Consider the following 20,956-nt stretch of genomic DNA (forward strand, 5'->3'; position numbering starts at 1 on the left):
CCGGGACGCGCCGGGAAGCCACGATTGCGGTGGCACGCGGCGTGACCGGTGCATCGGGGCAACGAGGGCGGGAGCACCAGAGATGAACGCACATCAGCAGATCGCGGTCGTCCTGCACGCGACGGACTCCATCACCAGGGCCGGGGTGACGGCGGCGTTGCGGTCGCGGCCCGAGATACGGCTGGTCGAGCCGGACGAACCGGCGCCCGTCGCGCTGGTCGTGCTCGACCGCCTCGACGGCGAGGCGCAGCAGTTGCTGCGCAGGCTCCAGGCGCCGGGCAGCGCGGGCATCGTGCTGGTGGCCGGTGACATCGCCGACCCGGAGCTGCTCAACGTGGTCAGCAGCGGTGTGTCCGCGGTGATCCGCCGCTCCGACGCCACTCCGGACACGTTGGTGCGGCTGGTGAAGGCCACCGCCGCGGGCCAGGGCGCGCTGCCGCCGGACCTGCTCGGCAGGCTGCTGGACCGGGTGTCGCGGTTGCAGCGCAACGTGCTCAACCCCAACGGCTGGACCATGGCGGGCATGTCCGACCGGGAGACCGAGGTGCTGCGGCTGATCGCGGACGGCTTCGAGACCCGCGAGATCGCCGAGAAGCTGTGCTACTCGCAGCGCACCGTCAAGTCGATCCTGCACGACATCACCAACCGGTTCCAGCTGCGCAACCGCGCGCACGCCGTGGCCTTCGCCTTGCGCGAAGGCCTGATCTGAGTCCCTACCCCGATCTCACTCCTACACAGCCCTGCCGGCGAAGGACACCGACGGCCGGCAGTTGCCCTTGGCGGCCGGGTTCTGGCAGCTGACCTGCACGATGACCCGCTCGCCCGGCTTGAACCGCAGCGGTTGCACGTAGTGGCGGTCCAGGTCGCGGAAGTTGGCCAGGCCCACCTCCAGCAGCACGCCGCGGGTGCCGTTCGCGTCACGCAGCACCCGCACCGTGCCGGTGTCGCCACGCGGGTTCTGCAGCACGATGTCGGTGATCAGCAAGGTCTTGTCGGCCGGTGGCGTGAACGCGAAGTCGGTGAAGACGTCCGGGTTGGCCACGATCGCGGCATCGGCGGCCACCCGGAAGTCGGTCGGCTCACCGGGCTCGCCCGCCTGGTCACCCGGCTTCGCGGTGGGCGGCGAGCCGGGAGGCGCCTCCGGGTCCAGCCCGGCGGCCTTCATCGCCTCCTCGGACTTCACCTCGGCTTCCTTCGCCTGCTCCTGCGCCTGCCCCGCACCGGCCTGCGCCTCGTCGACGGCGGTCTTGACCTCTTGGACCTGCTGCGCGGCGGCTTCCCGCGCGGCGGACTTCACGGCCGGGCGCAGCACGGTGAACCACAGCGCGGCCAGCACCGCCGCCAGCGCCAGCAGCGCGATCAACGCGGGCAGCAGCCACTTCGGCAGCAGCTGACGCTGCACGAGCGTGCCCGCGGCGGACAGCGGCGGCCCGGAGCTGGGCACCACCTCCACCCGGAACGGCCGCGGCTGCGACGGTCCGCGCAGGAACGTGTCGCGCGGCTTGGCGACCAGCTTCACGAACGCCGCCGTGCCGGGCGTGAGCACCAGGTCGGTCCGGTCGAGCTTGAACTCCAGCTCGCCGTCCGGGTCGGTCGGGCTGAGCCGCACCGCGACCGGGTGGTTGCCGACGTTGTCGACGGCCACCTCGAACCGGCCGCGCGCACCCGCCTCCACCTTGGCGGGCACGATCTCGGCGGACAGGTCGGTGAACGCGGCGACCTCGACCACGCCCTCTTCGACCACCGACCCGTACGGGTCCTCGCGCGAGGTGACGCGGACGCCGAACGGCACGGGGCCCGCGGCCGCCTCGGAGGCGCGCGGCGGCGCGAACCGCACGACCACCGAGGCGGACGCCTGGGGCACGAGGTTGACCGAGGCCGGTTCGGCGGTCGCCCACCCGGCCGCGTCGCCGACCACGTCCACGGTGAACTCGTCCACCAGGTCTCCGGTGTTGCGCACGACGACCGTGCAGGTGACGTCTTCGCCGGGTGCCACGGCCAGGCCGGTGGCGGACAGCGTCGCGGTTGCGCCCATGGCGTGAATCCTCCGCTGGTCGGTTCGGTCGGGGCAGTGGCGCAAGGGTGGGACCGGGTGCGTCCGGTGCTGCCCCATCGGGCAGCCACCGGTGTCACTCGCGGGACGCGAAGTCGGGTGGTTGCAGGGTTTTGGGGACGACGAGGAAGTCACCGGAGCGCACCGCGCCGAACGCGGACCCGACGACCGGCACGGCTTCGAGCTGCCGCACGCCGATGCGGTCATTGTGGAACACCAGGACGTACGCCTCGAACGTGCCGTCCGGCCGCACGACGACGTCACCGGGTGTCGGCGAGAGGCCGAGCGTCCAGCCCAGCCGCACCGTCGCGCCGGGCGGGAACGACCGGCCGGTGGCGCGGGGCACCAACCCGGTCGGCCCGAGGCCGGGTTCGACCGCGATCTCCGGCTGCCGCACCAGCACGCGGACGGCGGCGGTGTTGTCGGCGGCGTTGTCGTCCGGTCCTACGCCGAGCACCGAGCCGCCCGCCGTGCTGTCCAGTGCGGCCTTCGCGGGCAGCGTAACCTGCACTTCGGCCTCCTGGCCGGGTGCGAGCGTGCCGAGCGCGCACGTCGCCCCGTCGGCCGAGCAGCCCGTGACGGCGTCTACCGGGAGCAGTTGCGGCGGCAGGGAGGTGACCACGCGGACGTCGGTCATCGGCACGGGCGCGCCGTTGCGCACCCGGTAGGACAGCACGAGGTCGTCACCGCCGACGTAACCCTCCTGCGGCACCAGCGCCACGGCCAGCGACAGCGACCCGGGGTTGTCCGGCGGCCTGATCTCGTCGGCCACGGTCACCGCCACGTCGGCGGCGTTGTCGCCGGGGTTGACGTCCGGCGGCAGGGTCGCCCGGACGACCTGGCGCCCCGCCGCGGTCCCCGTGGCGGTCACCAGGACCTCGGCGGTCTCGTTCGGTGCGAGCCGGCCCAGCGCGCACCCCGTCGTGGTGCACGTGCCGGCGGTGGTGGTGACCTCCTCGACCCGGAGCCCGGCGGGCACGGTCAACGCCAGGTCGGCGTCCCGGGCCGGGGCCAGGCCGCTGTTGGTCACCCGCAGCCGCACGGACGTGGCACCGCCGAAGGGCACCGCGGCGGGCGCGGCGGAACCGGTCAGCACGAGGTCGGGCAGCGGTCGGAACGCGGGCAGGTCGGCGTCCTCCTGGCGGAACGAGACCAGGTCGACGGGCGTGCCGCCGCCGGGTGGCACCGTCCACACCCGGTGGTACTCGTCGGCGTCGCTCATCGAGAACGCGATCAACGACCCGTCCGGTGACCACGCGGGGTCCTCCGGCGGCTCGCCGCCCGACGTGATCGGGGTGGCGTTCGAGCCCGTCGCGTCGGCCACGCACAGGACGTCGTCGTGCTCGTAGACGAGCCGGTTGCCGTCCGGCGACCACGCGGGGGCGCTGTCCCGCCGGGCGCACGGCGTCGCGAACGACGGCGACAGGTGGACCTGCTGCACGAGGTCCGCGCCGTCGAGCCGGGCGAGCCAGATGTCGTCGGTCTCGCCCCGTTCCGGCACGTGGACCGTGACCGCGCTGCTCGCCCGCCCGGTCCGGCCACCGCTGTCGGTGGCGGTGCACGTGACGGTGGTCAGGCCGACCGGGAACAGCGCGCCGGACGTGGCGTCGCAGGTCGGGGTGAGCGGTGCGCCGGCGGCGTCGGTGGCGGTGGCCGTGAAGGTGGCCGGCACGGGCGTCCGGTCCGGGCTGGGCACGGCGTGCGCGTTCACCACCACGGTCGGCGGGGCGGGTGCGGCGACGGTGATGTCGATGAACTGCTCGTACGGCTCGGCGGGCAGCTTGTCGTCGAACCGGAACCAGACCCGGCACTCCAGGTCCGCGGCGGCCCGCGCGGTGGGCGCTTCGCCCAGCGTCACGGTCTCGGTGAAGGTGACGTCCGTGCCACCCGCGACGCGGGCCCTGGGCGGGTCGAACCGGACGGTGACCCCGGCCGGGCAGGACGCCTCCGGTGTCACGGTCACCGGCAACGTGGTGATGCCCTGCTCGATGCCGGCCACGATCTGCCCGGGCTCGTACCCGTCGACCAGCACCCCGTCGGTGATGGTGGTGAGGCGCGTGGCCTGGAGCCGGCTGTCCAGCTTCTCCGTGTACGGCGGGTCCTGCACGATCACCACGGGCACGCCGACGAGGTGGATGTCCCGCTCGGTCAGGTCGTCGGTGATCTCGTCCTCGGTCCAGTACGGCGTGGCACCGGGACAGTCCGGGAAGGTGACGGTGTCGCAGGTGTCGGGGCTGTTGTGGCTGGCCGCGTCGCCCGCGAGCACGATGATCCGGGTGACGTCGTCGCCCTCGCTGAACGTGAGGTAGCCGCCGTCCGGTTCCTGGTCGCGGGCGAGGTGGTGCAGCGCGTTGAACCAGTCCTCGGGCAGGTCGCCGCCGAAGCCGATGGGGAAGTTCGCGGGTTCGGCGAGCACGGGCTGGAGCACGTCCCGGGTGGTCAGGTTGTGCACGAGCCGGTAGCGGTCGGGGTCGGTGGCGTCCTGGTAGGTGGCGATGCCGAACAGCGCGTCCGGCTCGGCGGTGGCGATCCGCTCCATCACCGTGCCGAGGTTGGCTCGGACGGTGTCCACCGTGGTGTTCATGGACGACGTGGTGTCCAGCAGGAACATGATCTCCGGACGGGCGGGCACGGACGGCGTGCGCACGGTCGCGGTGGTGGTGAACGTGCCGGTGCGGGACGTGGACGCGCCCACGACGTACGGCTGGACGTGCGGCGGGTTCAGGTAGCTCGTGTGGCGGCCGAACGCGATGACGTCGCCGGTCGGTGACCAGGCCGGCTTGTCGTCGTAGCCGACGATGTGCCGCGGCACCGGGATCGTGGTCAGCTCGGCGCCGTCGGCGACCCTGACCACGATGACCTCGCCGCCGGCCAGCAACGCGATCATCGAGCCGTCCGGCGACCAGGACGGGTGCCTGCCGTGGTGCAGCGACCGCTCTCCGCCGCCCTCGGCGTCGGCCACGATCACGTCGGAGCCCTCACCGACCCACCGGGTGAAGGCGATCGACGTGCCGTCCGGCGAGTAGGCTGGATCGCCTTCGGAGGCGTCCGGGGTGTCGGTGATCTGCCGGGGATCGCCGCCTCGGGCGTCCGTGCTCCAGATGTCCCCGGGGCTGCCCCGGCTGACCGCGACCCGGTACGGCGCCAGGACCTGCGGCTGGGCGGTGGCCGTCACCGGCCGTTCGGCGACGACCAGCCCGGCCAGCAGGACCACCACGAGCGCCAGGTGCCTCACCGCTCACCTCACCGCGAAGAATTCGATCTCGGCGAGCGCGACCTCGTTGCCGCGCAACGACCGGTGCCACTCGGTCACGTGCACCTCGACGCTGGTCGCGACACCTTCGACCCGGACGGTCTGCGGGTCCGGGGTGTCGGCGAGGTCGACGTCGAACGTGCGGCCGGTCGGGTAGACGAGGTGCAGCTTCTTGGGCCGGTGCGCGGCTTGCAGGTCGGCCGGGTTGCCGACCCGGACGATGGCCTCGCGCAGGTCGACCTCGCGGCCGAAGTCGAGCACCAGCGCGGGCGGTCGCGGTTCGACCGGTGCGAGCCAGAACGTGTTGGTCGCGTTGTCGAAGGCGAGACCGGGCCCCTGGCCGGGCGATTCGGCGGTGGCGGTGATGCCGGTGGGGCGCACGGGTGTGAGGTCGGTGCCGAAGAGTCCCTTGACGTCCTTGGCGATCGAGGTCGCCCGGGTGTTGACCAGGCCGCGGAACGACGGCACGAGCCCGTAGGCCCCGATCGCGCCCAGGAGCGCCACGACGAACGACCAGCGGAGCACCTGGCCGACCCGGCGGCGCACGGTGCCGACGCGGCGGGTGGGGCGGCTGCCCGCCTCCGGTGGCTTGCGCCGGGGCAGCAGCTTGCGCCACCACTTCTCCGGCACGACCGCGGCCTCCACCAGGGCCGAGCCGCAGCGGGCGCAGAACTTGCGGGTGGGCGGGTTGGCCTCGCCGCACTGGCCGCAGATGAGGTCACCGGGCTGGGGAGTGCGGCGCTCGGTGAGGCGGGGCCGGTGCGTGCCGGCGGTCGGCTTCTGGTCGGTGGGCTGCATCGCGCCCGGCTGTTGCGGGGTGGGCTGGGACGGCACGGGTTGGGTCGGGAGGGGTTGCGCCCCGTTGCGGGGCGGCGGCGTCCACGGTCTCGGCTGGTGGTGCGGCCCGGCTTGCCCCGGCCCTGCTTGCCCCGGTTCGGCCTGTCCCGGCCAGGCGTGTCCCGGTCCGGCCTGTCCCGGCTCGCCTTGTCGCGGCCAGGCTTGTCCCGGCCCGCCTTGCACCGGCCCGCCTTGCACCGGCCCGCCTTGTCCCGGCACGCCTTGCCCCGGCACGGCTTGCCCCCGGCCGGTCTGTGCCGCGACCTGATCGGGCACCGGCGCGGGTTTCGGCTCCCACTCCAGGTACGTCCCGCAGTCACCGCAGAACTCCGACCCCGGTGCGTTGCTCTCACCGCACTGCGCGCACACGATCATTCCCCCACCACCTCCAAGTCCACCGCGACGTGCGCGGGCACCGCGCCGGCGATCGCGGCCACCAGCCGGGTCCGGTCCACCTCGTCCGGCCGGACCACCCGCACGCGGACGTGCACGCTCGGCGGGTCGTCCGCCACCGCGAGCCCCGGCCGGTCGGTCGACGTGCAGCCGCCGCTGTCGCGCACCTCCACGTCTCCCCCGGTCAGCAGCGCCACGTGCTCGGCCAGCCCGCGCCGCGTGCCGCGCCACCGGTGCAGCTCGACCGCCCGCGCCACCAGCGCCCGCCGTTGCGCCACCGGCCAGCCCTCGCCGACGTCCAGCGCCACCCAGTGCGCCAGCCACTCCAGGAAGTCCTCCGGCGCCAGCCGCGGGTCGAGGTAACCCGCGAACCCGTCCAACGTGGTGAACACCGGCGCGAGCACCTCGTCCAACGCCGCCAGGAACCGCGACGTGAACCCGTCCTCCACGTACACGGCGGGCAGTCGGTCGGCCAACGGGTGCGGTGTCGTCATCGCGCCACCCGCACCTGGTGGCCGTAGGAGAACGCGAGCCCGTTGGGCGGCAGGTCGAGCCGGGCCGCCGCGTTGCCGCGCTCGCCGGTCACCGGGTTCGCCCCGAACAGCTTGATCTCCTCGACCAGCTCGACCCCGGGCAACCGCTGGAGCACGGCGAACACCTCACCGGACTGCACGGGCCGCCCGAACGGCCAGCCGTCGCCGTCCGGACCGCCGCTGACCGGGTTGAAGTAGTCGTACAGCGCCTGCACCGACCGCGTCCGCAGCACGTCCTCGGGCGTGCCCGCCTTCGCCTTGAGCCGCGCCACCACCGTGACGCCCTGGTAGTAGGGCGGTTCCACGGACACGCGCGCACCGACGCACCGGCGTTCCTCCAGGAACCGCTCGATCCGCTCCCGCACGTCCGCGCTGGGCTGCAACGCGGCGAAGTCCGACTCCTCGTGCGCGCCGACCGACGGCACGACCAGCACCCGCACCGCGGCCGACCCCGGACTCGCCGGCACGCACCGCACCCGGGCGATCTCCGGCGCCGCCTCCCGCGTCAGCACCTCGTAGTCCTCGGCCGTCACGGCACGGTCGCGCGTGCGCAGCAGCAACGGCCCGCGCACCGCCGCGTCACGCACCGACTCACCCGCCACGCCACCGGACGCGGGTTGCCGGTTCGTCACCGCCGTCACGAACGGCACCGGGTCGCGCTGCACCTGCAACAACCCGCGTGCCACGTTGCCGCGCAGACCGCCGCCGGTCCGGTACTCGGGCACCCGGATCGCGGCCGACTTCAGCGGGATCGCGCCGTAGCGCCGCACGCCGCCGCCGGGTTGCCGCACCGCCGGGCCGAAGATCACCTCGCCGCCGACGCGGTCCAGCACCACGTGCCGGTCGTCGGGCCCGGACTCGGCGAAGGACCGCACCTCGGTCCACCGCTCCCACCCGTCCGGTGTGGCGACCTCCACCACGAGCGCGCCGTCGTCCACCACGACCGGTGTGCGGGCGAGTGGGAACCGTTGCCCCGGCACGCCTTCGGACACGCCGATCGTCTCGCCGCGCACGATGTCCGCGTGCGTGGCGCCGGTCGTGCCGCCGATGGTGGCGGCGGTGACGGACACCAGCTTCGGCGGCCGCTGGTAGAACGGCCGGTCGGGCGCGGGTGCGACGGCACGGCACCGCAGCCACCCGGCGCGGTGCCGGGCGATGACGGACACGGCGTGCGTGCGCGGCACGTGCAGCACCACGTCACCGGGCTGGTTGAAGCCACCGGTGGTGTCGCGGTCCACCTCGCACGGGCTCCACCCGGTGCCGTTCCACGCCTCCCACGCCCACGGCGGGTCGCGCGGGTCCACGCCTCGGCCTTCGGCGTGCGCCTCGACCCGCAACAGCACCGCACAGCCCGGCACCGCGTCCGACAGTCCGAAGAGGACGGAGTCACCGGGCGCGGGTGGCGTGGCGAACACCTCGGGCGCCTTGCCGTCGCGCAGTTCGTCGGTGCGGTCGGCGGGCGGGATCGCCGTGTCCGGCACCGCGGTGACGAGGTGCGCCAACGAGCACGGCACGATCGTCAGTTCCTGGTCCACGGTGAACACCACCGGGTCCTCGACCTCGCTGCGCTCGGTGGCCACCTGCGCGCCAGCGGGCACCACCACCGGCACGTCACGCGGCGCGGACAGCCAGAACGTGACGTCGCCGGTCGCCGCCGTGGGCGGGAACAGCTTCACCCCGATCAGGTCGAGGAACCGCAGGTAGTGCAGGTCGGGCACGCGGTTGAGCCGGTACAGCAGCTCGTCCACCATGTGCGCGAACGCCTCGATCAGCGTCACGCCGGGGTCGGACACGTTGTGGTCCGTCCACTCCGGACAGTTCTGCTGCACGCGGCGCTTGGCCTCGTCCACCAGGTCCTGGAACCGCCGGTCGTCCAGGTTGGGCGTGGGCAGGGACGTCATCGCGCACCCTCCTCGTCGGCCTCGTGCGGCGGGATGACGTAGAAGGGGAACACCAGGTTGCGCGGGTCGTTCGTGCCGCGCAGCGCGTACCGCAGGTCGATGAGCAGGGTGCCCTGGTCGACCTCGTCGAAGCCGACGGACACGTCGGTGAGCGTGATGCGGGGTTCCCAGCGCTCCAGCGCCAGCCGCACCTCGTAGGCGATCCGGCCGGCGGTGGCCGCGTCGGCGGGTGCGAACACCAGGTCGTGGATGGCGCAGCCGAACTCCGGCCGCATCGGGCGTTCGCCCGGCGCGGTGGCCAGGATCAGCCGGATGCTCTCCACGATCTCGCGTTCGCCGCCGACCAGCGCGACGGAGCCGGTGGCGTCGGTGTGCACGGGGAACGCCAGGCCGCGGCCGATGAAGTCCACGTCACCCTCCTATGAGGACGGTCGGGCAGCCGACGACGATCGGCGCGCCGCAGCCCGCCAGGTCGCCCATCCGGGCCGCGGGTCTGCCGCCGATCAGCACGGTCGGGCAGCCGGGTGGCAGCACGGGCGTCGGCGGGTGCGGTGGCAGGCCGGGGAACGTGCAGGTGTGGAGGTTGCCGACGGTGGCGGCGGGCATCCCGCCGATGAGCACGGTCGGCACGCCCGGCGGCGCCAGCACGCCGGGGTGCCCGGTCGGGTCGCCGACCCTCGCCGCTGGTGGCATGTCCTTCGTCCCCCTCAGTTGATCCGGACGACCGCGCCGCGCACGGTCACCGGGCCGCTCGCGGTCAGCTCGGCCTGGCCCTGGCCGGTCACGGCCACCGTGGCGCCCTCGACCTTCACCCCGGCGGTGCCGGATGCCTTGAGCTGCGCACCCGCCTCGATGGCCACGTCGGTCTGCGCCTTCGCGGTGATCTTCTGGCCCTTGAGCTCCAGCGGGCCGGTGCCCGCGTCGATGGTCACGCCGTTCTGCGCCTTGATCGTCACGGCCTTGCCGCTGGTCACCTCGACGACCTGGTTGCGCTGGTCCAGCTTGACCACGAACTTGCCGTCGCCGCTGGCGATCGTGATGCCCTCGTCCTCCACGAACTCGACCTTGTGGTGCTTGCGGGAGACGAACCCGCGGGCCGTGACCTCGCCGCTGTTGCCGTCCACCGGGTCCTTGGCGAGCGTCGGCGGCTTGTCCTTGCCGTTGTAGAGGCCGCCGAGCACGTACGGCGCGTCGAAGTCGCCGTGCTCGAAGCCCACCAGCACCTCGTCGCCGACCTCGGGCAGCACGAGCCCGCCGTAGCCGTTGCCCGCACTGCTGTGCACGGTCCGGGCCCAGCCGCTGGCGAAGTCCGGTGCGAGCCACGGGTAGGTGACCTTGACCCGGCCCGCTTTCGCCGGGTCGCGCACGTCGCTGACGATCGCGGGGACCAGGCCGCGGTTCGGCGCACCGCCAGGACCGCCGTTGGCCAGGCCGTAGAGGGAGCGTTCCTGGCGTCCGGAGACGGTGAACTCGGTGGTGTAGCCGGACTGCTCGCTGAACAGGTGCCGGGTGCTGGTGAGCGTGTACTTGCCCGCGAGCGGCTCGCCGACGTTGGTCAGCGCCACCGCCGTGCCCGCCCGCAGCTTGGGGTTGCCGCGCGCCACCCCGGCCAGTTCCGCGCACGCGGCGCCCAGCTGGGTGGCCAGCGCCGCGGCGACCACGTCCGCCTCGGCCTGGGTGCGGTGCGGGCCGCCCACCAGGAACGGCGGGCTGCCGAACTTGCCGGCCAGCGCGACCGGGTCGACGCCGGTCACCTCCGTGCCCAGGGCGTTCGCGGGCTTGGTGGCCTCGACGGCTTGCTTGGTGTCGTCGTCCCAGCCGCGCACCCGCACCTCGGGCACCTGCTCGGCGGCCGTGATGGCGGCGCGCAGCGACAGCAGGTTCCGGTGCACCTCCAGCACCAGCGGGTTCGCCTTGGCCTTGGCGTTGACCGCGGGCGCCGACTTGGGCTCCTCCGGCAGGCCGAACTCCAGCTTGCCCTCCACCACCGCGATCTGCGCGCCGACCAGCGCGGCGAGGCGGGACAGGAACTCCCAGTCGCTCACCCCGTCCTGGCTGAGCTGGGTGTGCGGGCGGCCGAAGCCCTTGACGTCGTCGATCTGCCCGACCGGGATCTCCGCCCGCTGCGCGACCTTGCGCACCACGTCGGCGACGGTCATGTTCGGGTAGGAGGCGACCCGCCGGCCGCGGAACAGCCGGTGCCCCAGGTCGTAGCCGCGGACCTCGGTGAACGTGCCGCCCTCGTCCAGCTCCACGCCGACCGCGGTGACCTCGCCGCTCATCAACGGCTGCGGGCCTCCCGGGTCGGACGTCTGGACCTTGAGCGCGATCTTCGCCCCGATGGTGAACTTGCCCTTGCCGAGCACGACGTGGCCGGGGTCGCGGAAGCGCAGCACGAACACGTCCGGCAGGTTGCGGCTGTCGTCCACGAACGCGTGCGTGAGCAGGGACTTCACGTCGGCGGGCAGCGGACCGCCCGCCACCTCGACCACGAGGGAGTTGGCGAAGGTCTCAGTGGCCATCGCGGATCTCCTCCAACGCGGGCACCAGCAGGCGGGTCCCCGGTCGCAGCCGCATCGGGTCGTCGATGTCGTTGGCCTCGGCGATCTCCCGCCACAACTCGGCGTTGCCGTAGGCCTTGTAGGCGACCGACTGCAGCGTGTCGCCCGCGACCAGGACGTGCGAGTCGCGGGCGGCGAGGGCGCCGGAGGTCGGGTTCTGGCCGCCCTGCTCGCCCGCGATCTCCTCCAGGTTGACCGTGCACGTGGCACGGACCGGGACGCCGGCGGGCGTGAACAGGGTGTACTTGGCGGCGACGCTCGCCACGAACGCCGGGAAGCCCGTCATCCCGCCCCACTTGAAGATCACCCACGGCGGCGAGCCCTTGCCGTGTTGGCGGCTGTCCTCGGTGGGCACGCAACAGGCGAACAGCTGCTCGACCTTCTTCACCACGCCGTCGTCCATGTGCTCGGTGGCGTCGAGGAAGATCTCCAGGGCGAGCTTGACCGGGTCGGAGCCCTTGAACTCCGGCGTGCCGCTCTTGGCCACGTTGGGTTGGCGGCTGCGCTCCCACTTGGCGTTCTTGGACAGCGACAGTTCCTTGGGGTTGAACTGGAAGGTGATCTCGTGCATCAGGTCGCCGGGCTTGGCCGCGCCGCCCGCTTTCGGTGGGCGGTGGACGCTGAGGAGGGCTTTCTGCAGGTTCGTCGGCGCGGCGTAGCTGGTGGACCTCGCGCTGGTGCCCGCCGAGGTGAAGGTGATCGGGGAGGCCATGGGGTCACTTCGCCGTGTCGAGGAAGCCGTGGTGGGCGAGTTCGAGGGTCTCGGTCGCGACCTTGGGCGAGTCGGCGGACAGCTGCGGGCCGCTCCACCGGACCGGGACCACGCCGGAGAGCGCCCAACTGGCGATCACCGTGCCCGCCAGCGTGCGCGCCTCGATGATCGCGGTCTTGCGCGTGATGCCCGCCGCCATGCCCGCGATCCACTTGATGATCTTGGCGCTGTCCTTCGTGACGGGACGGGACAGCTTGACGTTGGAGTACTTGATCCGGGTGGGCAGCTGCCAGACCATGCCGTTGTTGCCGCCTTCTTCGCGCTGCTCGACGGTGAACTCGACGCCGAGCCCGTCACAGCTGTTGAAGGAGCCGAGGCTCTCGTCGTCGATGCGCACGACGAAGCACACGGAAACCGCCTCATCCACCTCGGCCATACCGCTCACCTCCACCGATCGGTCAACGCCCCGCGCCGTTCCCGGTCGAGCCACAGCTCGGCCTTGAGCCGGCGGACGAGCGGGTCGTAGAGCTTCTTCAGCAGTTCCTCGGCGTCCGGGGCAGCCACGGCAGGTCCCGGAGCGGGCGCAGCGTCCTGGGCCGGTGCCGGGGCCACCGATTCCGCGGGCGCGGGCACCACAGACGTCGCCTGCACCTCGACTTCCCGCTGCACGAACGCGGTCCCCGCCTCGGGAACGAACCCGTCACCCACGACCGCCCGCCCCAACTCCACCCCGGACGGGCCGGCACGTTCCCGCACCACCGGCCCGGCCACCTCGGCAGGCGTGATCGGCATCCCCAACCCAACCCCGACCCCCCGCCGCTGCACGCTGACGGGACTCGCCCCACCTCCGGCCTGCCCCCGCACCTCGGTCCGCTGCACCGCCTGGACCGGCTGGACCGGCTGACCCACCGAACGCTGAGCCACCGGAGCCGCCAAGACCGGCTCTTGGGCAGCCCGCGCTTCGGCAACCGGCCTCCCACCAGCATGGACCGGCGCATCCGGTACCCGGGTGGCGTGCGGCTGGATCGTCGCGCGCTGAAGTGTCGGACGCTCGCCCCCCGAACTCCTGGCCACCAATCGCCCGACCACCGGCTTCTCGGCTGCCGAACTCTCGACCACCGGACTACGGGTCACCGCGATCTCGGCGAGCAGGGGATCAGTTGCCACGCTGTGCGCGGCAAGGCCATGGGTCACCGGGTCCTGGGATACGGGGTCCTGGGTCACTGGGCTTTGGGCCACCGGGTCGGTGCTCGCCGGATTCGTGCTCACTGGGCCGTGGGTTGCCAGGCTCCGCAGTGCCGGGCTCTGGCTAGGCGGGCTCTGGCTTGGTGGGCTCTGCGTTGGCGGACTCTGAGCTGCTGTGCCCCGATCTGGCACGCGCTGGATCACCGGGCCTTGGATTGTCGGCCCCCTACCTGCCCCGCCCTGCACTACCCGCCCCTGCACTGCCGGGCCCTGCACTACCCGCCCCTGCACTGCCGGGACCTGAGCTGCCAACCTCTGAACTGCCGGGTTCTGAACTGCCGAGTTCTGGGCCGCCGGGGGCTGAGCTGCCGGGGTCTCGGCCGCCGGGATCTGAACTGCCGGGCTCTGGGCCGCCGGGCTCTGGGCCGCCAGCGTCTGAGCTGCCGGGCGCTCGAACGTCGGGATCCGCACCGCCGAGTCCTGGACCGGCGCGCGTTGGAGGGTCGGGCGTTGGATCACCGGAGGCTGCACAGCCGGACTCCGGACTGGTAGGGCCGGAGCAGCCGGGCTGGGGGTGATCGAGGTTCCGGAGCCAGGGCTTTCGACCGCTGCCTTCCCGACCGGCGAATCCTCGATCGCCGAGTGCTCGGCCGCCGAACTCCCAGCCGCCGAACTCTCGACCGCCGAGTGCTCAACCGCTGAACTCCCGGCCACCGAACCCCTCACCGGCGAGTTCCCGACCCCTGCGCCGCGCACGGGAAGGCTCGGTGCCGAGTCGACACTCGCCGTGCGTTGGACCGCCCGGCTCCCCACCGCCGACCGGGTCTCGGCAGTGACCCGGTTCTCGGCTGCGGTCGGGTTCTCGGCTGTGGTCGCGTTCTCGGTTTGAAAGGTCGGTGTTGTCGTCGCCGAAACTTCCGTTGTCGGCGCGGGCTCGGGCCGGATGGCGTCGCGGATCCGGGACCACAGGCCCCGGGGCTTGGGTGCCGGCGGTGTGGCCAGCGGCAGCTCCACGACTCGTTGCGCGACGCCCTCGATCACGCCAGACGGCTCCGCCTCACCCACCCCGTGGGCCAACGGCGCCAGGTAGGCCGGTGACCGCCACGACGTCAACGACGCCGAGAACCGCTCCACCGGGTTCACCAACGGGTGCCCGGCCACCACCCGCTGGATCGGCGGCAGCCCGCGCCACTCACCCCGCCGCACGGGCAGCGGCGGGGTGGAGCGTGCCGCCTCACGTCGCCACGGCCACATCGCACCCTCACCGTCCCTGGCTGATCCGTGTGTTGATCCGGGCGATCTCGGCCACGTACCGCAGCCGGTCCGGGTGCTCCAGGTCGAGGATCTCCTCCCACGACCAGTGGAAGTGGTACGCCACGTACGCGACCTCTTCGTGCAGCCGGTCGGCCGCGTACGTCACGATTCCCCCAGGCGCCCACCCGCGACGTCCACGCTGAACCCGTGCCCGCACTCGGGACAGGCCACCGCCGCGCGGGTGTGCCCCTCGCTGTTGATCCGCCGGTACACGTCCTGCAGGAACGCGAGGTCCGACGCGAACAGGTTCTCCACCACACCGGCGTGCACGTCGGTCACCGAGCCGATGCGCACGATCACCCGCGCCAGCAGCACCACGGTCAGGTACGCCGAGTTCTCCCGCACCCGGTCGTCCCGCAGCGGCACCAGCTCGTCCCGCGCGGTCGCCAGGCGCATCACGCCGGAACGGTGCACCGCACCGCTGTCGTCGACGTACCCGCGCGGCAGCTCGAAGGCGAACTCCGTGCGCATCGGCTCGACCGAAGCCCGAACAGGAGCCGAAACGTCAGGGGTGGGTACCGCCGCCATCATCCTGCGCATGGCGTCACTCGACTTCCATCATCTCGTAGGTGATGACGAGCTTCTCCGTGAGCACGCTGGTGTCGCCCGCCTTCAACGTGCCGATCTCCAGCGACTTCGGCCACGCGTTGGTCAGCTTGTACCGCTTGATCGGCTGGCCCTCGTAGTCGTAGACGATGATCGCCCCGCCCTTGCGGGCGTTGCCCATCCGACCGAAGTGCGCGTCCTTGACCCACTTCTCGAAGCTCTGGTCGTCGGTGAGCCCGCGGGTCAGCGTGACCTCGCCCGCCTTCGGCTTGCCGGGCAGCTTCTTGATGACGTACTTGCCGTCCGCCGTGTTCGTCTTCAGCTCGATGACGTCCTGCTCCATCTTCAGCCCGGAGACCTCGGAGATCTGCTTGATCGCGACGCCGTCGACCTCCAGGCCGAACGAGTGGCCGACCGAGGTGTCGAGTTCGGGAAGAGCCATGACCGACCGCCTTAAACTAGGACTCGACTACTCGTTGACGAGGCTGGTGCCGCCGGAAATCTGCGCCAGCCGGAACACCACGAACTCCGCGGGCTTGACCGGTGCGATGCCGACCTCGCAGATCACCTGGCCGAGGTCGATGCTCTCGGCCGGGTTGGTCTCGCGGTCGCACTTGACGTAGAACGCCTCGTCCGGGGTGAGCCCGAACAACGCACCCTTGCGCCACTCCGTGACCAGGAAAGCGCTGATGGTGCGGCGGATCCGGGCCCACAGCGCGTCGTCGTTCGGCTCGAACACGACCCACTGCGTGCCGTCGAGGATCGACTCCTCCAGGTAGTTGAACAGCCGCCGCACGTTCAGGTACCGCCACGCCGCGTCGGACGACAGCGTGCGCGCGCCCCACACCCGGATGCCGCGGCCGGGGAACGACCGCACGCAGTTGATCCCGATCGGGTTCAGCAGCTCCTGCTCGGCCTTGGTCAGCTGCGTCTCCAACGCCACCGCGCCGCGCACGACCTCGTTCGCGGGCGCCTTGTGCACGCCGCGCGTCGCGTCCGTGCGGGCCCACACCCCGGCCATGTGGCCGCTCGGCGGGATGAACGAGTGGTCGTTGCTCGCCGGGTCGAAGATCTTGATCCACGGGTAGTACAGCGCCGCGTACTTCGAGTCGTAGCCCGCGCCGTTCTGCCGCCAGTCCTTGACCTGCTGCGGGTTCAGGCCGGGCGGTGTGTCGAGCACGGCGATCCGGTCGCCCATGAGCTCGCAGTGGGCGATCATCGCGAGCTGCACGGCCTTCACCGACTCCAACGTGATCGCGCCGCGCTGGTAGCTGCTCATCAGGTCGGGCACCGCGACCATGGTGATCTCGTCGATCGCCTCCAGGCCGCCGAACCCGGTGCGGTCGGAGACGTCGCCGACGTAGTCGTCGGCCGCGATCTTGCGCGGCACGGGCGACGGGTCGGCCGCGACGACCTCCTTGAGCGTGACGCTGCCCTTCTCCACCTTGGCCACGCCCGCGCCCGCCGTCTCCTCGACCGTGATCAGGTTCGACTTCTCCTGCACGACCGCGACGATGTACTCCTTGGTGCGCTTGGTGGACACGGTGTGCGTCTCGACCACCTTGCCGTTCTGCTTGACCAGCAACGTGAACCGGTCGTCCGGCTGGTTGTCGCCCGGCACGTCGGCGACCTCGACGGTGATCTCGGGCGCGCCGAGCTCCCGTGCGGTGATCTTGTAGCCGCCGAGTGCCGCCTGGGCACCGGCGCCCGCGGGCAGCTGGCCGTTGCCCTTGGCGCGGTCACCGCCGATGCGCACGACGTAGCAGTTCGAGCCGCCGTTGAGGAAGTACCCGTACACCGACTGCGCCAGGTAGCAGTCCGGCACGAAATCGCCGAAGACCTGCGTGAACTGGGCCCAGTTGGACACCAGCGTCGGCGTGTTGAACGGGCCTCGGGCCGCGAAGCCGACGAAGGCGGCGACGGCGGTGCCCACGCCCTCGATGGGCCGCGCACCAGCCTCCACCTCCTCGACGTACACCCCCGGGGAGAGATAGGTGGGCATCCGTTGCCTCCCAAGTCGTGCGGACGGTTCTGCAGCTGTGCCGTCGATGCTGCTGCGCTTCGGCGACGGGCGAAACGACCGCGGGGCTGTGCCGGTGTACGCCGTTGGCTGCCCAAAGGTGCAGCCGCCCGATCCGTTGCCGCACAAGAGGAAGCCCCGCCGCACGGGAGGCGCGGCGGGGCGTGCGGCAGTCGGGTCAGACCGCTTCCTCTTCGTCCTCTTCCCGCTGCACGGACGGCGCGACGTAGGTCTGCGCCGTCTCCTCCTCGACGTTCTCTTCCTCCCGTTGAACGGCGGCGGCAGGAGCGGGCTCGGCCATGATCCGGTCGGCGGTGCCGCTCGCCTCGCGCTCGAACCGGTCGGACGGGTCGCTGACCTTCACCCCGCCGCCCGCGTCGGTGCCGTCCACGGGACCGTTGCGCTGCTGCACGACGTGTGTCAGCTCGTGGGCCAGCATGTGCTTGCCCGAGTCGGACGACGGGTCGTACTTGTCCTGCTGGAACACGATGTCCGAGCCGACCGTGTAAGCCTGAGCGTTGACCGACTTCGCCGACTCGTGCGCCGCGCCGTCGGTGTGCACGCGCACGTCGCCGAAGTCCTGCCCGAAGCGGGACTCCATGTCGGCGCGCACGTCGGCGTCCAGCGGCGAACCGCCGGAACCCACCACACCGTGCACCGGCGACTCCGCGGCCTCCTCCACCACCGTGCTCGCGCCCGCGTTGCCGACCGCCCGTTGCAGGTCGAGCAGCCCGGCGGTGCCGAGGACGTCCGGCCGGCCCGCGGCGGCGGCACGTCCCAGCAGGTCGTTGTCGGCGTGCTCGACGCGGTCGCCCTTGGGCCGGAGCCCGCTGTCCGCCTCGTGGTCGTGCTCGCGCATGGTCGCTCCCTCGAACGCCAGTCCGGATCCATCGTGCGCCCCGGCCGTACCACCGAACCAGGACCGGCGGGGCGGCTCTCACTGCCCGAAAGGGCAGTTCACCGGGTCGTGCTCGCCATCGCCAGCTCCAGGTACCGCCCGAACTCCCGCTCGCCGACCAGCCGGCCGAGCTTGCGGTACTCGCGCGCCACCGCGCCGACCACCTCCGCCATGCCCACCGGGCCGCCCGCCTCGGCCGCCAGGTACGCGGCGGTCACCGCGGCCGACCGGATGTGCCCGCCGGCCAGCTCGAACGCCGACGCGAGGAAGTCGAGGTCCACGTCGACGCGCGGTGCGGTCACGCCGAGGCAGCGGTCCCACAGCAGGCGGCGCAGCGGCTCGTCGGGCACCGGGAAGTCCACCACCACGTCCAGCCTGCGGGTGAACGCCTCGTCCAGGTTCGCGCGCAGGTTCGTGGCCAGTACCGCGATGCCGTCGAAGGTCTCCATGCGCTGCAACAGGTACGCGCTCTCGATGTTGGCGTAGCGGTCGTGCGCGTCACGCACCTCCGACCGCTTGCCGAAGATCGCGTCGGCCTCGTCGAACAGCAGCACGCCGTTCACGCCCGCCGCCTCGGTGAAGATCCGCTCCAGGTTCTTCTCGGTCTCGCCGATGTACTTGTCCACCACGGTCGCCAGGTTCACCGTGTAAAGGTCCAGGCCCAGCGACGCGGCGATGACCTCGGCGGACATCGTCTTGCCGGTGCCGGAGTCGCCCGCGAACAGCCCGGTGACGCCCCGGCCCCGGCCGCCGCCCGGCCGCATCCGCCACTCGTCGATGACCCGGTCGCGGTGGCGTGCCCGCGCGGCCAGCTCGTGCAGCAGGCCCACCACGCCCGACGGCAGCACCAGGTCGTGCCAGCCGACGGCGGGCTCGATGCGGCGGGCCAGGCGGTGCAGGCCGGCGGCGTTCTGGCTGCGCGCGCCCGCACGCAGGTGCTCGGTGGTGACGACACCGCCGTCCACCAGCGCGGACACCGAGGCGGCACGGGCCGCGCGGGCGATCTGTCCCGGCCCGAGAACGAAGTGCGCGGTGGCGGCGGCCGGCTCGACGTCCGGCGCGAGGTTGCCGCCCAACCCGGCCCGCCACAGCTCCGCCCGGTCGGCGACGGGCAGCGGCGCGGCGTCGTGAGGCAACGGCGGTTCGGCGCTCCAGCGCGGGTCCCACACGTTCGGGCCGAACACCACCAGCGGGATCGCGGGATGCCTCAACGCGGCCAACGGCGGCTCCTCCTCCACCGAGCCGAGCACCACCCCGGCGTGCCGCAGCACGGCCTCGCGCCGCACGGCGGCCGTCAACGCCTGCTGGTCGGGTTCGGCGCGCAGGCGGGCCGCGTCGACTTCGAGGACGGCGAACCCGGCGCCGCGCAACGCGGCGGCGGCCATCTCCGCCGCGCCACCACCCGGTCGTTCCCGCAGGTAGGCCAGCTTGACCTGGGCGCGCAACGCACGGCCGAGCCTGCCGACGTCGGCCGCCGCGACGTCGTCCACGACCCGGGCGACACCCGCCAGCGCGGCGTCCAGCAGGTCGTCGCCCAGCAGGTGGCTCACCACCCGGTCTGGCACGCGCAGCGAACGGGACAGGAACGGCCGCTCCCGGTCGTCCACCACGAGCAGACCCGCCGACCGCAGCGGTGACGCCGGGTCGAGCCGCGCCCGGCCCGCCGCCGACGCCTCGGGCAGCCCGCACAGCCGCAGCGCCAGGCCCGCGGTCGCGCGGCGGCGCGTCACGTCGTCGTTCAGGTAGCCGTAGAACTGCTCGAACCGGCTGTCCACGTCCGGCGCGAGCGCGACCAGCAGCAGTTCGACGTCCAGCCCGGTCAGCCCGGCGGTCTCGGCGAGGCTGCCCAGCCTGCCGGACGCCGCCGAGGCCTGGAACGGCACGAACGGCTCGCGCCGGGTGGCCAGCAGGGCGTCGATCGCCTCGTCGGACAGGTACAGGCCGCGGAACGGGTCGTCCGGGTTGTGGTCGGCACCGCGGCGGGCCGCCACCGCCGCCCGGATGCGCCGCTCCAACGCGGCGAGCCGGGTGAACAGGTGGGGCAGGCTGCCGGTGTTCACGATCGCCTGCGGCTCATCGCCACCCGGTGACCGACCGAGTCGCCACCCATGGCCAGCCTCATGCCCTCCTCCACCGGCGGCCCGGCCGTGAACACGCGGCCGGAGTCGATCGGCGCGGACACCACCACGTCCAGCGACGGTTTCAGCTCGCCGCCCAGCGCGGTCCAGACGTCGGCGAACGCCCGGTCCTCCGGCGGCGGCAGGGCGACCGTCATCGGCACCGGCAGCCCCAGCTCGGCCAGCGACCCGGTGAGCAGCCCGACCGGCACGGACTCGTGGCGCAGGAAGCCGACCAGCAGCTCGGACAGCAACCGGTGCTCGTCCTCCGACCGCTGGGTCCACGCCGTCACCAGGTAGGACAGCTTGATGTGCCGCGGCGGCAGGCGTCGGGCGGTGACCTGGCCGTTCTCGTAGGAGTTGAGCAGGCCCCGCTGGCGGCGGCGGAGGTCTTCGCGGATGTCGTAGAGGTAGACGTCGACGGTGGGCGCGTTCCGCCGCGCGGCCCAGTCCTTCGTGGGCGCGTCGAACGCGACCTCGACCTCCGTGCCGCGCAACGCGTCGTCGCGGACCAACCGCCTCAGCGCCTCGTCAACCTCATGGATCACGCACCCACTCTCACCCCGGCACCGCGCCCGCGGACACCGGCCACCCGACGAACCTTGGGGCAGCACCCCTTGCCCCTCCGGGCAC

At 72.6% G+C, this 20,956-nt stretch carries 20 protein-coding genes; 2 read left to right on the forward strand and 18 right to left on the reverse strand.

All coding sequences use genetic code 11. The features are described from left to right. Positions 1 to 82: 82 nt before the first annotated feature. Entirely contained in the window at positions 83 to 709 is a 627-nt protein-coding gene (locus A6A25_RS15615) for a helix-turn-helix transcriptional regulator (protein WP_073890382.1), read from the forward strand. A gap of 21 nt (positions 710 to 730) precedes the next feature. On the opposite strand, the gene A6A25_RS15620 is transcribed toward A6A25_RS15615, so the two are convergent. From A6A25_RS15620 to A6A25_RS42990, 11 genes are all read right to left on the reverse strand, one after another. Next, the gene (locus A6A25_RS15620; RefSeq protein WP_073890385.1) at positions 731 to 2,035 is read right to left on the reverse strand and encodes a hypothetical protein; all 1,305 of its coding nucleotides are present in this window, start codon (positions 2,033 to 2,035) and stop codon (positions 731 to 733) included. 94 nt (positions 2,036 to 2,129) lie between these two features. Then, entirely contained in the window at positions 2,130 to 5,288 is a 3,159-nt protein-coding gene (locus A6A25_RS15625) for a DUF11 domain-containing protein (protein WP_073890388.1), read from the reverse strand. A 3-nt stretch (positions 5,289 to 5,291) separates the two neighbouring features. Beyond that, positions 5,292 to 6,104: an NADase-type glycan-binding domain-containing protein gene (locus A6A25_RS15630; protein WP_073890391.1), complete on the reverse strand. Its 813-nt coding sequence runs from the start codon at positions 6,102 to 6,104 to the stop codon at positions 5,292 to 5,294. Between the two features lie 410 nt (positions 6,105 to 6,514). Further along, entirely contained in the window at positions 6,515 to 7,030 is a 516-nt protein-coding gene (locus tag A6A25_RS15635) for a phage tail protein (protein ID WP_073890394.1), read from the reverse strand. Next, a complete protein-coding gene (locus tag A6A25_RS15640; protein WP_073890397.1) occupies positions 7,027 to 8,970 on the reverse strand; it encodes a putative baseplate assembly protein in 1,944 nt (647 codons plus the stop codon). Before A6A25_RS15640 ends, A6A25_RS15635 begins: the two co-directional genes overlap by 4 nt. Beyond that, the gene (locus tag A6A25_RS15645; protein WP_073890400.1) at positions 8,967 to 9,380 is read right to left on the reverse strand and encodes a GPW/gp25 family protein; all 414 of its coding nucleotides are present in this window, start codon (positions 9,378 to 9,380) and stop codon (positions 8,967 to 8,969) included. Before A6A25_RS15645 ends, A6A25_RS15640 begins: the two co-directional genes overlap by 4 nt. Before the next feature lies 1 nt (position 9,381). Beyond that, on the reverse strand, positions 9,382 to 9,663 hold the full coding sequence (locus A6A25_RS15650; protein WP_073890403.1) for a PAAR domain-containing protein: 282 nt from the start codon (positions 9,661 to 9,663) through the stop codon (positions 9,382 to 9,384). Positions 9,664 to 9,677: 14 nt separating this feature from the next. After that, the gene (locus tag A6A25_RS15655; protein ID WP_073890407.1) at positions 9,678 to 11,492 is read right to left on the reverse strand and encodes a VgrG-related protein; all 1,815 of its coding nucleotides are present in this window, start codon (positions 11,490 to 11,492) and stop codon (positions 9,678 to 9,680) included. Next, positions 11,482 to 12,243 carry a CIS tube protein gene (locus tag A6A25_RS15660; protein WP_073890410.1) on the reverse strand — a complete coding sequence of 254 codons (762 nt, stop codon included), beginning with the start codon at positions 12,241 to 12,243 and terminating at the stop codon, positions 11,482 to 11,484. Before A6A25_RS15660 ends, A6A25_RS15655 begins: the two co-directional genes overlap by 11 nt. Before the next feature lie 4 nt (positions 12,244 to 12,247). Continuing rightward, a complete protein-coding gene (locus A6A25_RS15665; protein WP_073890414.1) occupies positions 12,248 to 12,679 on the reverse strand; it encodes a phage tail protein in 432 nt (143 codons plus the stop codon). Positions 12,680 to 12,684: 5 nt separating this feature from the next. Continuing rightward, complete coding sequence (locus A6A25_RS42990) at positions 12,685 to 13,035, reverse strand: hypothetical protein (protein ID WP_143193185.1); 351 nt, start codon at positions 13,033 to 13,035, stop codon at positions 12,685 to 12,687. A gap of 967 nt (positions 13,036 to 14,002) precedes the next feature. Between A6A25_RS42990 and A6A25_RS15675 the strand changes: the two genes are divergently transcribed. Further along, positions 14,003 to 14,317, forward strand: a complete 315-nt coding sequence (locus A6A25_RS15675) for a hypothetical protein (protein WP_073890420.1) — start codon at positions 14,003 to 14,005, stop codon at positions 14,315 to 14,317. Positions 14,318 to 14,689: 372 nt separating this feature from the next. On the opposite strand, the gene A6A25_RS42995 is transcribed toward A6A25_RS15675, so the two are convergent. The 7 genes from A6A25_RS42995 to A6A25_RS15705 form a co-directional block, all read right to left on the reverse strand. Beyond that, positions 14,690 to 14,848 carry a DUF6760 family protein gene (locus tag A6A25_RS42995; protein ID WP_143193186.1) on the reverse strand — a complete coding sequence of 53 codons (159 nt, stop codon included), beginning with the start codon at positions 14,846 to 14,848 and terminating at the stop codon, positions 14,690 to 14,692. Next, entirely contained in the window at positions 14,845 to 15,282 is a 438-nt protein-coding gene (locus tag A6A25_RS15680) for a hypothetical protein (protein WP_073890423.1), read from the reverse strand. The genes A6A25_RS42995 and A6A25_RS15680 overlap by 4 nt, the downstream gene beginning before the upstream one ends. A gap of 4 nt (positions 15,283 to 15,286) precedes the next feature. Next, positions 15,287 to 15,730, reverse strand: coding sequence for a phage tail protein (locus tag A6A25_RS15685; RefSeq protein ID WP_073890426.1), 444 nt, complete (start codon positions 15,728 to 15,730; stop codon positions 15,287 to 15,289). Between the two features lie 27 nt (positions 15,731 to 15,757). Further along, complete coding sequence (locus A6A25_RS15690) at positions 15,758 to 17,290, reverse strand: phage tail sheath family protein (RefSeq protein WP_073890429.1); 1,533 nt, start codon at positions 17,288 to 17,290, stop codon at positions 15,758 to 15,760. Between the two features lie 196 nt (positions 17,291 to 17,486). Next, on the reverse strand, positions 17,487 to 18,167 hold the full coding sequence (locus A6A25_RS15695; protein ID WP_073890432.1) for an eCIS core domain-containing protein: 681 nt from the start codon (positions 18,165 to 18,167) through the stop codon (positions 17,487 to 17,489). 98 nt (positions 18,168 to 18,265) lie between these two features. Then, positions 18,266 to 20,266: an ATP-binding protein gene (locus A6A25_RS15700; RefSeq protein WP_073890435.1), complete on the reverse strand. Its 2,001-nt coding sequence runs from the start codon at positions 20,264 to 20,266 to the stop codon at positions 18,266 to 18,268. After that, complete coding sequence (locus tag A6A25_RS15705; RefSeq protein ID WP_073890438.1) at positions 20,263 to 20,871, reverse strand: DUF4255 domain-containing protein; 609 nt, start codon at positions 20,869 to 20,871, stop codon at positions 20,263 to 20,265. The genes A6A25_RS15700 and A6A25_RS15705 overlap by 4 nt, the downstream gene beginning before the upstream one ends. Between the last annotated feature and the right edge of the window lie 85 nt (positions 20,872 to 20,956).

It is taken from the genome of Saccharothrix sp. CB00851 (assembly GCF_001905065.1).
Taxonomy (GTDB): Bacteria; Actinomycetota; Actinomycetes; order Mycobacteriales; family Pseudonocardiaceae; genus Actinosynnema.

Excerpts from the sequence above, each read along its gene's own strand:
- A6A25_RS15615 (WP_073890382.1), top strand. The coding sequence starts at position 83 with ATGAACGCACATCAGCAGATCGCGGTCGTCCTGCACGCGACGGACTCC.
- A6A25_RS15620 (WP_073890385.1), bottom strand. The coding sequence starts at position 2,035 with ATGGGCGCAACCGCGACGCTGTCCGCCACCGGCCTGGCCGTGGCACCC.
- A6A25_RS15630 (WP_073890391.1), bottom strand. The coding sequence starts at position 6,104 with ATGCAGCCCACCGACCAGAAGCCGACCGCCGGCACGCACCGGCCCCGC.
- A6A25_RS15635 (WP_073890394.1), bottom strand. The coding sequence starts at position 7,030 with ATGACGACACCGCACCCGTTGGCCGACCGACTGCCCGCCGTGTACGTG.
- A6A25_RS15640 (WP_073890397.1), bottom strand. The coding sequence starts at position 8,970 with ATGACGTCCCTGCCCACGCCCAACCTGGACGACCGGCGGTTCCAGGAC.
- A6A25_RS15650 (WP_073890403.1), bottom strand. The coding sequence starts at position 9,663 with ATGCCACCAGCGGCGAGGGTCGGCGACCCGACCGGGCACCCCGGCGTG.
- A6A25_RS15655 (WP_073890407.1), bottom strand. The coding sequence starts at position 11,492 with ATGGCCACTGAGACCTTCGCCAACTCCCTCGTGGTCGAGGTGGCGGGC.
- A6A25_RS15660 (WP_073890410.1), bottom strand. The coding sequence starts at position 12,243 with ATGGCCTCCCCGATCACCTTCACCTCGGCGGGCACCAGCGCGAGGTCC.
- A6A25_RS15665 (WP_073890414.1), bottom strand. The coding sequence starts at position 12,679 with ATGGCCGAGGTGGATGAGGCGGTTTCCGTGTGCTTCGTCGTGCGCATC.
- A6A25_RS42990 (WP_143193185.1), bottom strand. The coding sequence starts at position 13,035 with ATGCCGATCACGCCTGCCGAGGTGGCCGGGCCGGTGGTGCGGGAACGT.
- A6A25_RS15680 (WP_073890423.1), bottom strand. The coding sequence starts at position 15,282 with ATGCGCAGGATGATGGCGGCGGTACCCACCCCTGACGTTTCGGCTCCT.
- A6A25_RS15685 (WP_073890426.1), bottom strand. The coding sequence starts at position 15,730 with ATGGCTCTTCCCGAACTCGACACCTCGGTCGGCCACTCGTTCGGCCTG.
- A6A25_RS15690 (WP_073890429.1), bottom strand. The coding sequence starts at position 17,290 with ATGCCCACCTATCTCTCCCCGGGGGTGTACGTCGAGGAGGTGGAGGCT.
- A6A25_RS15695 (WP_073890432.1), bottom strand. The coding sequence starts at position 18,167 with ATGCGCGAGCACGACCACGAGGCGGACAGCGGGCTCCGGCCCAAGGGC.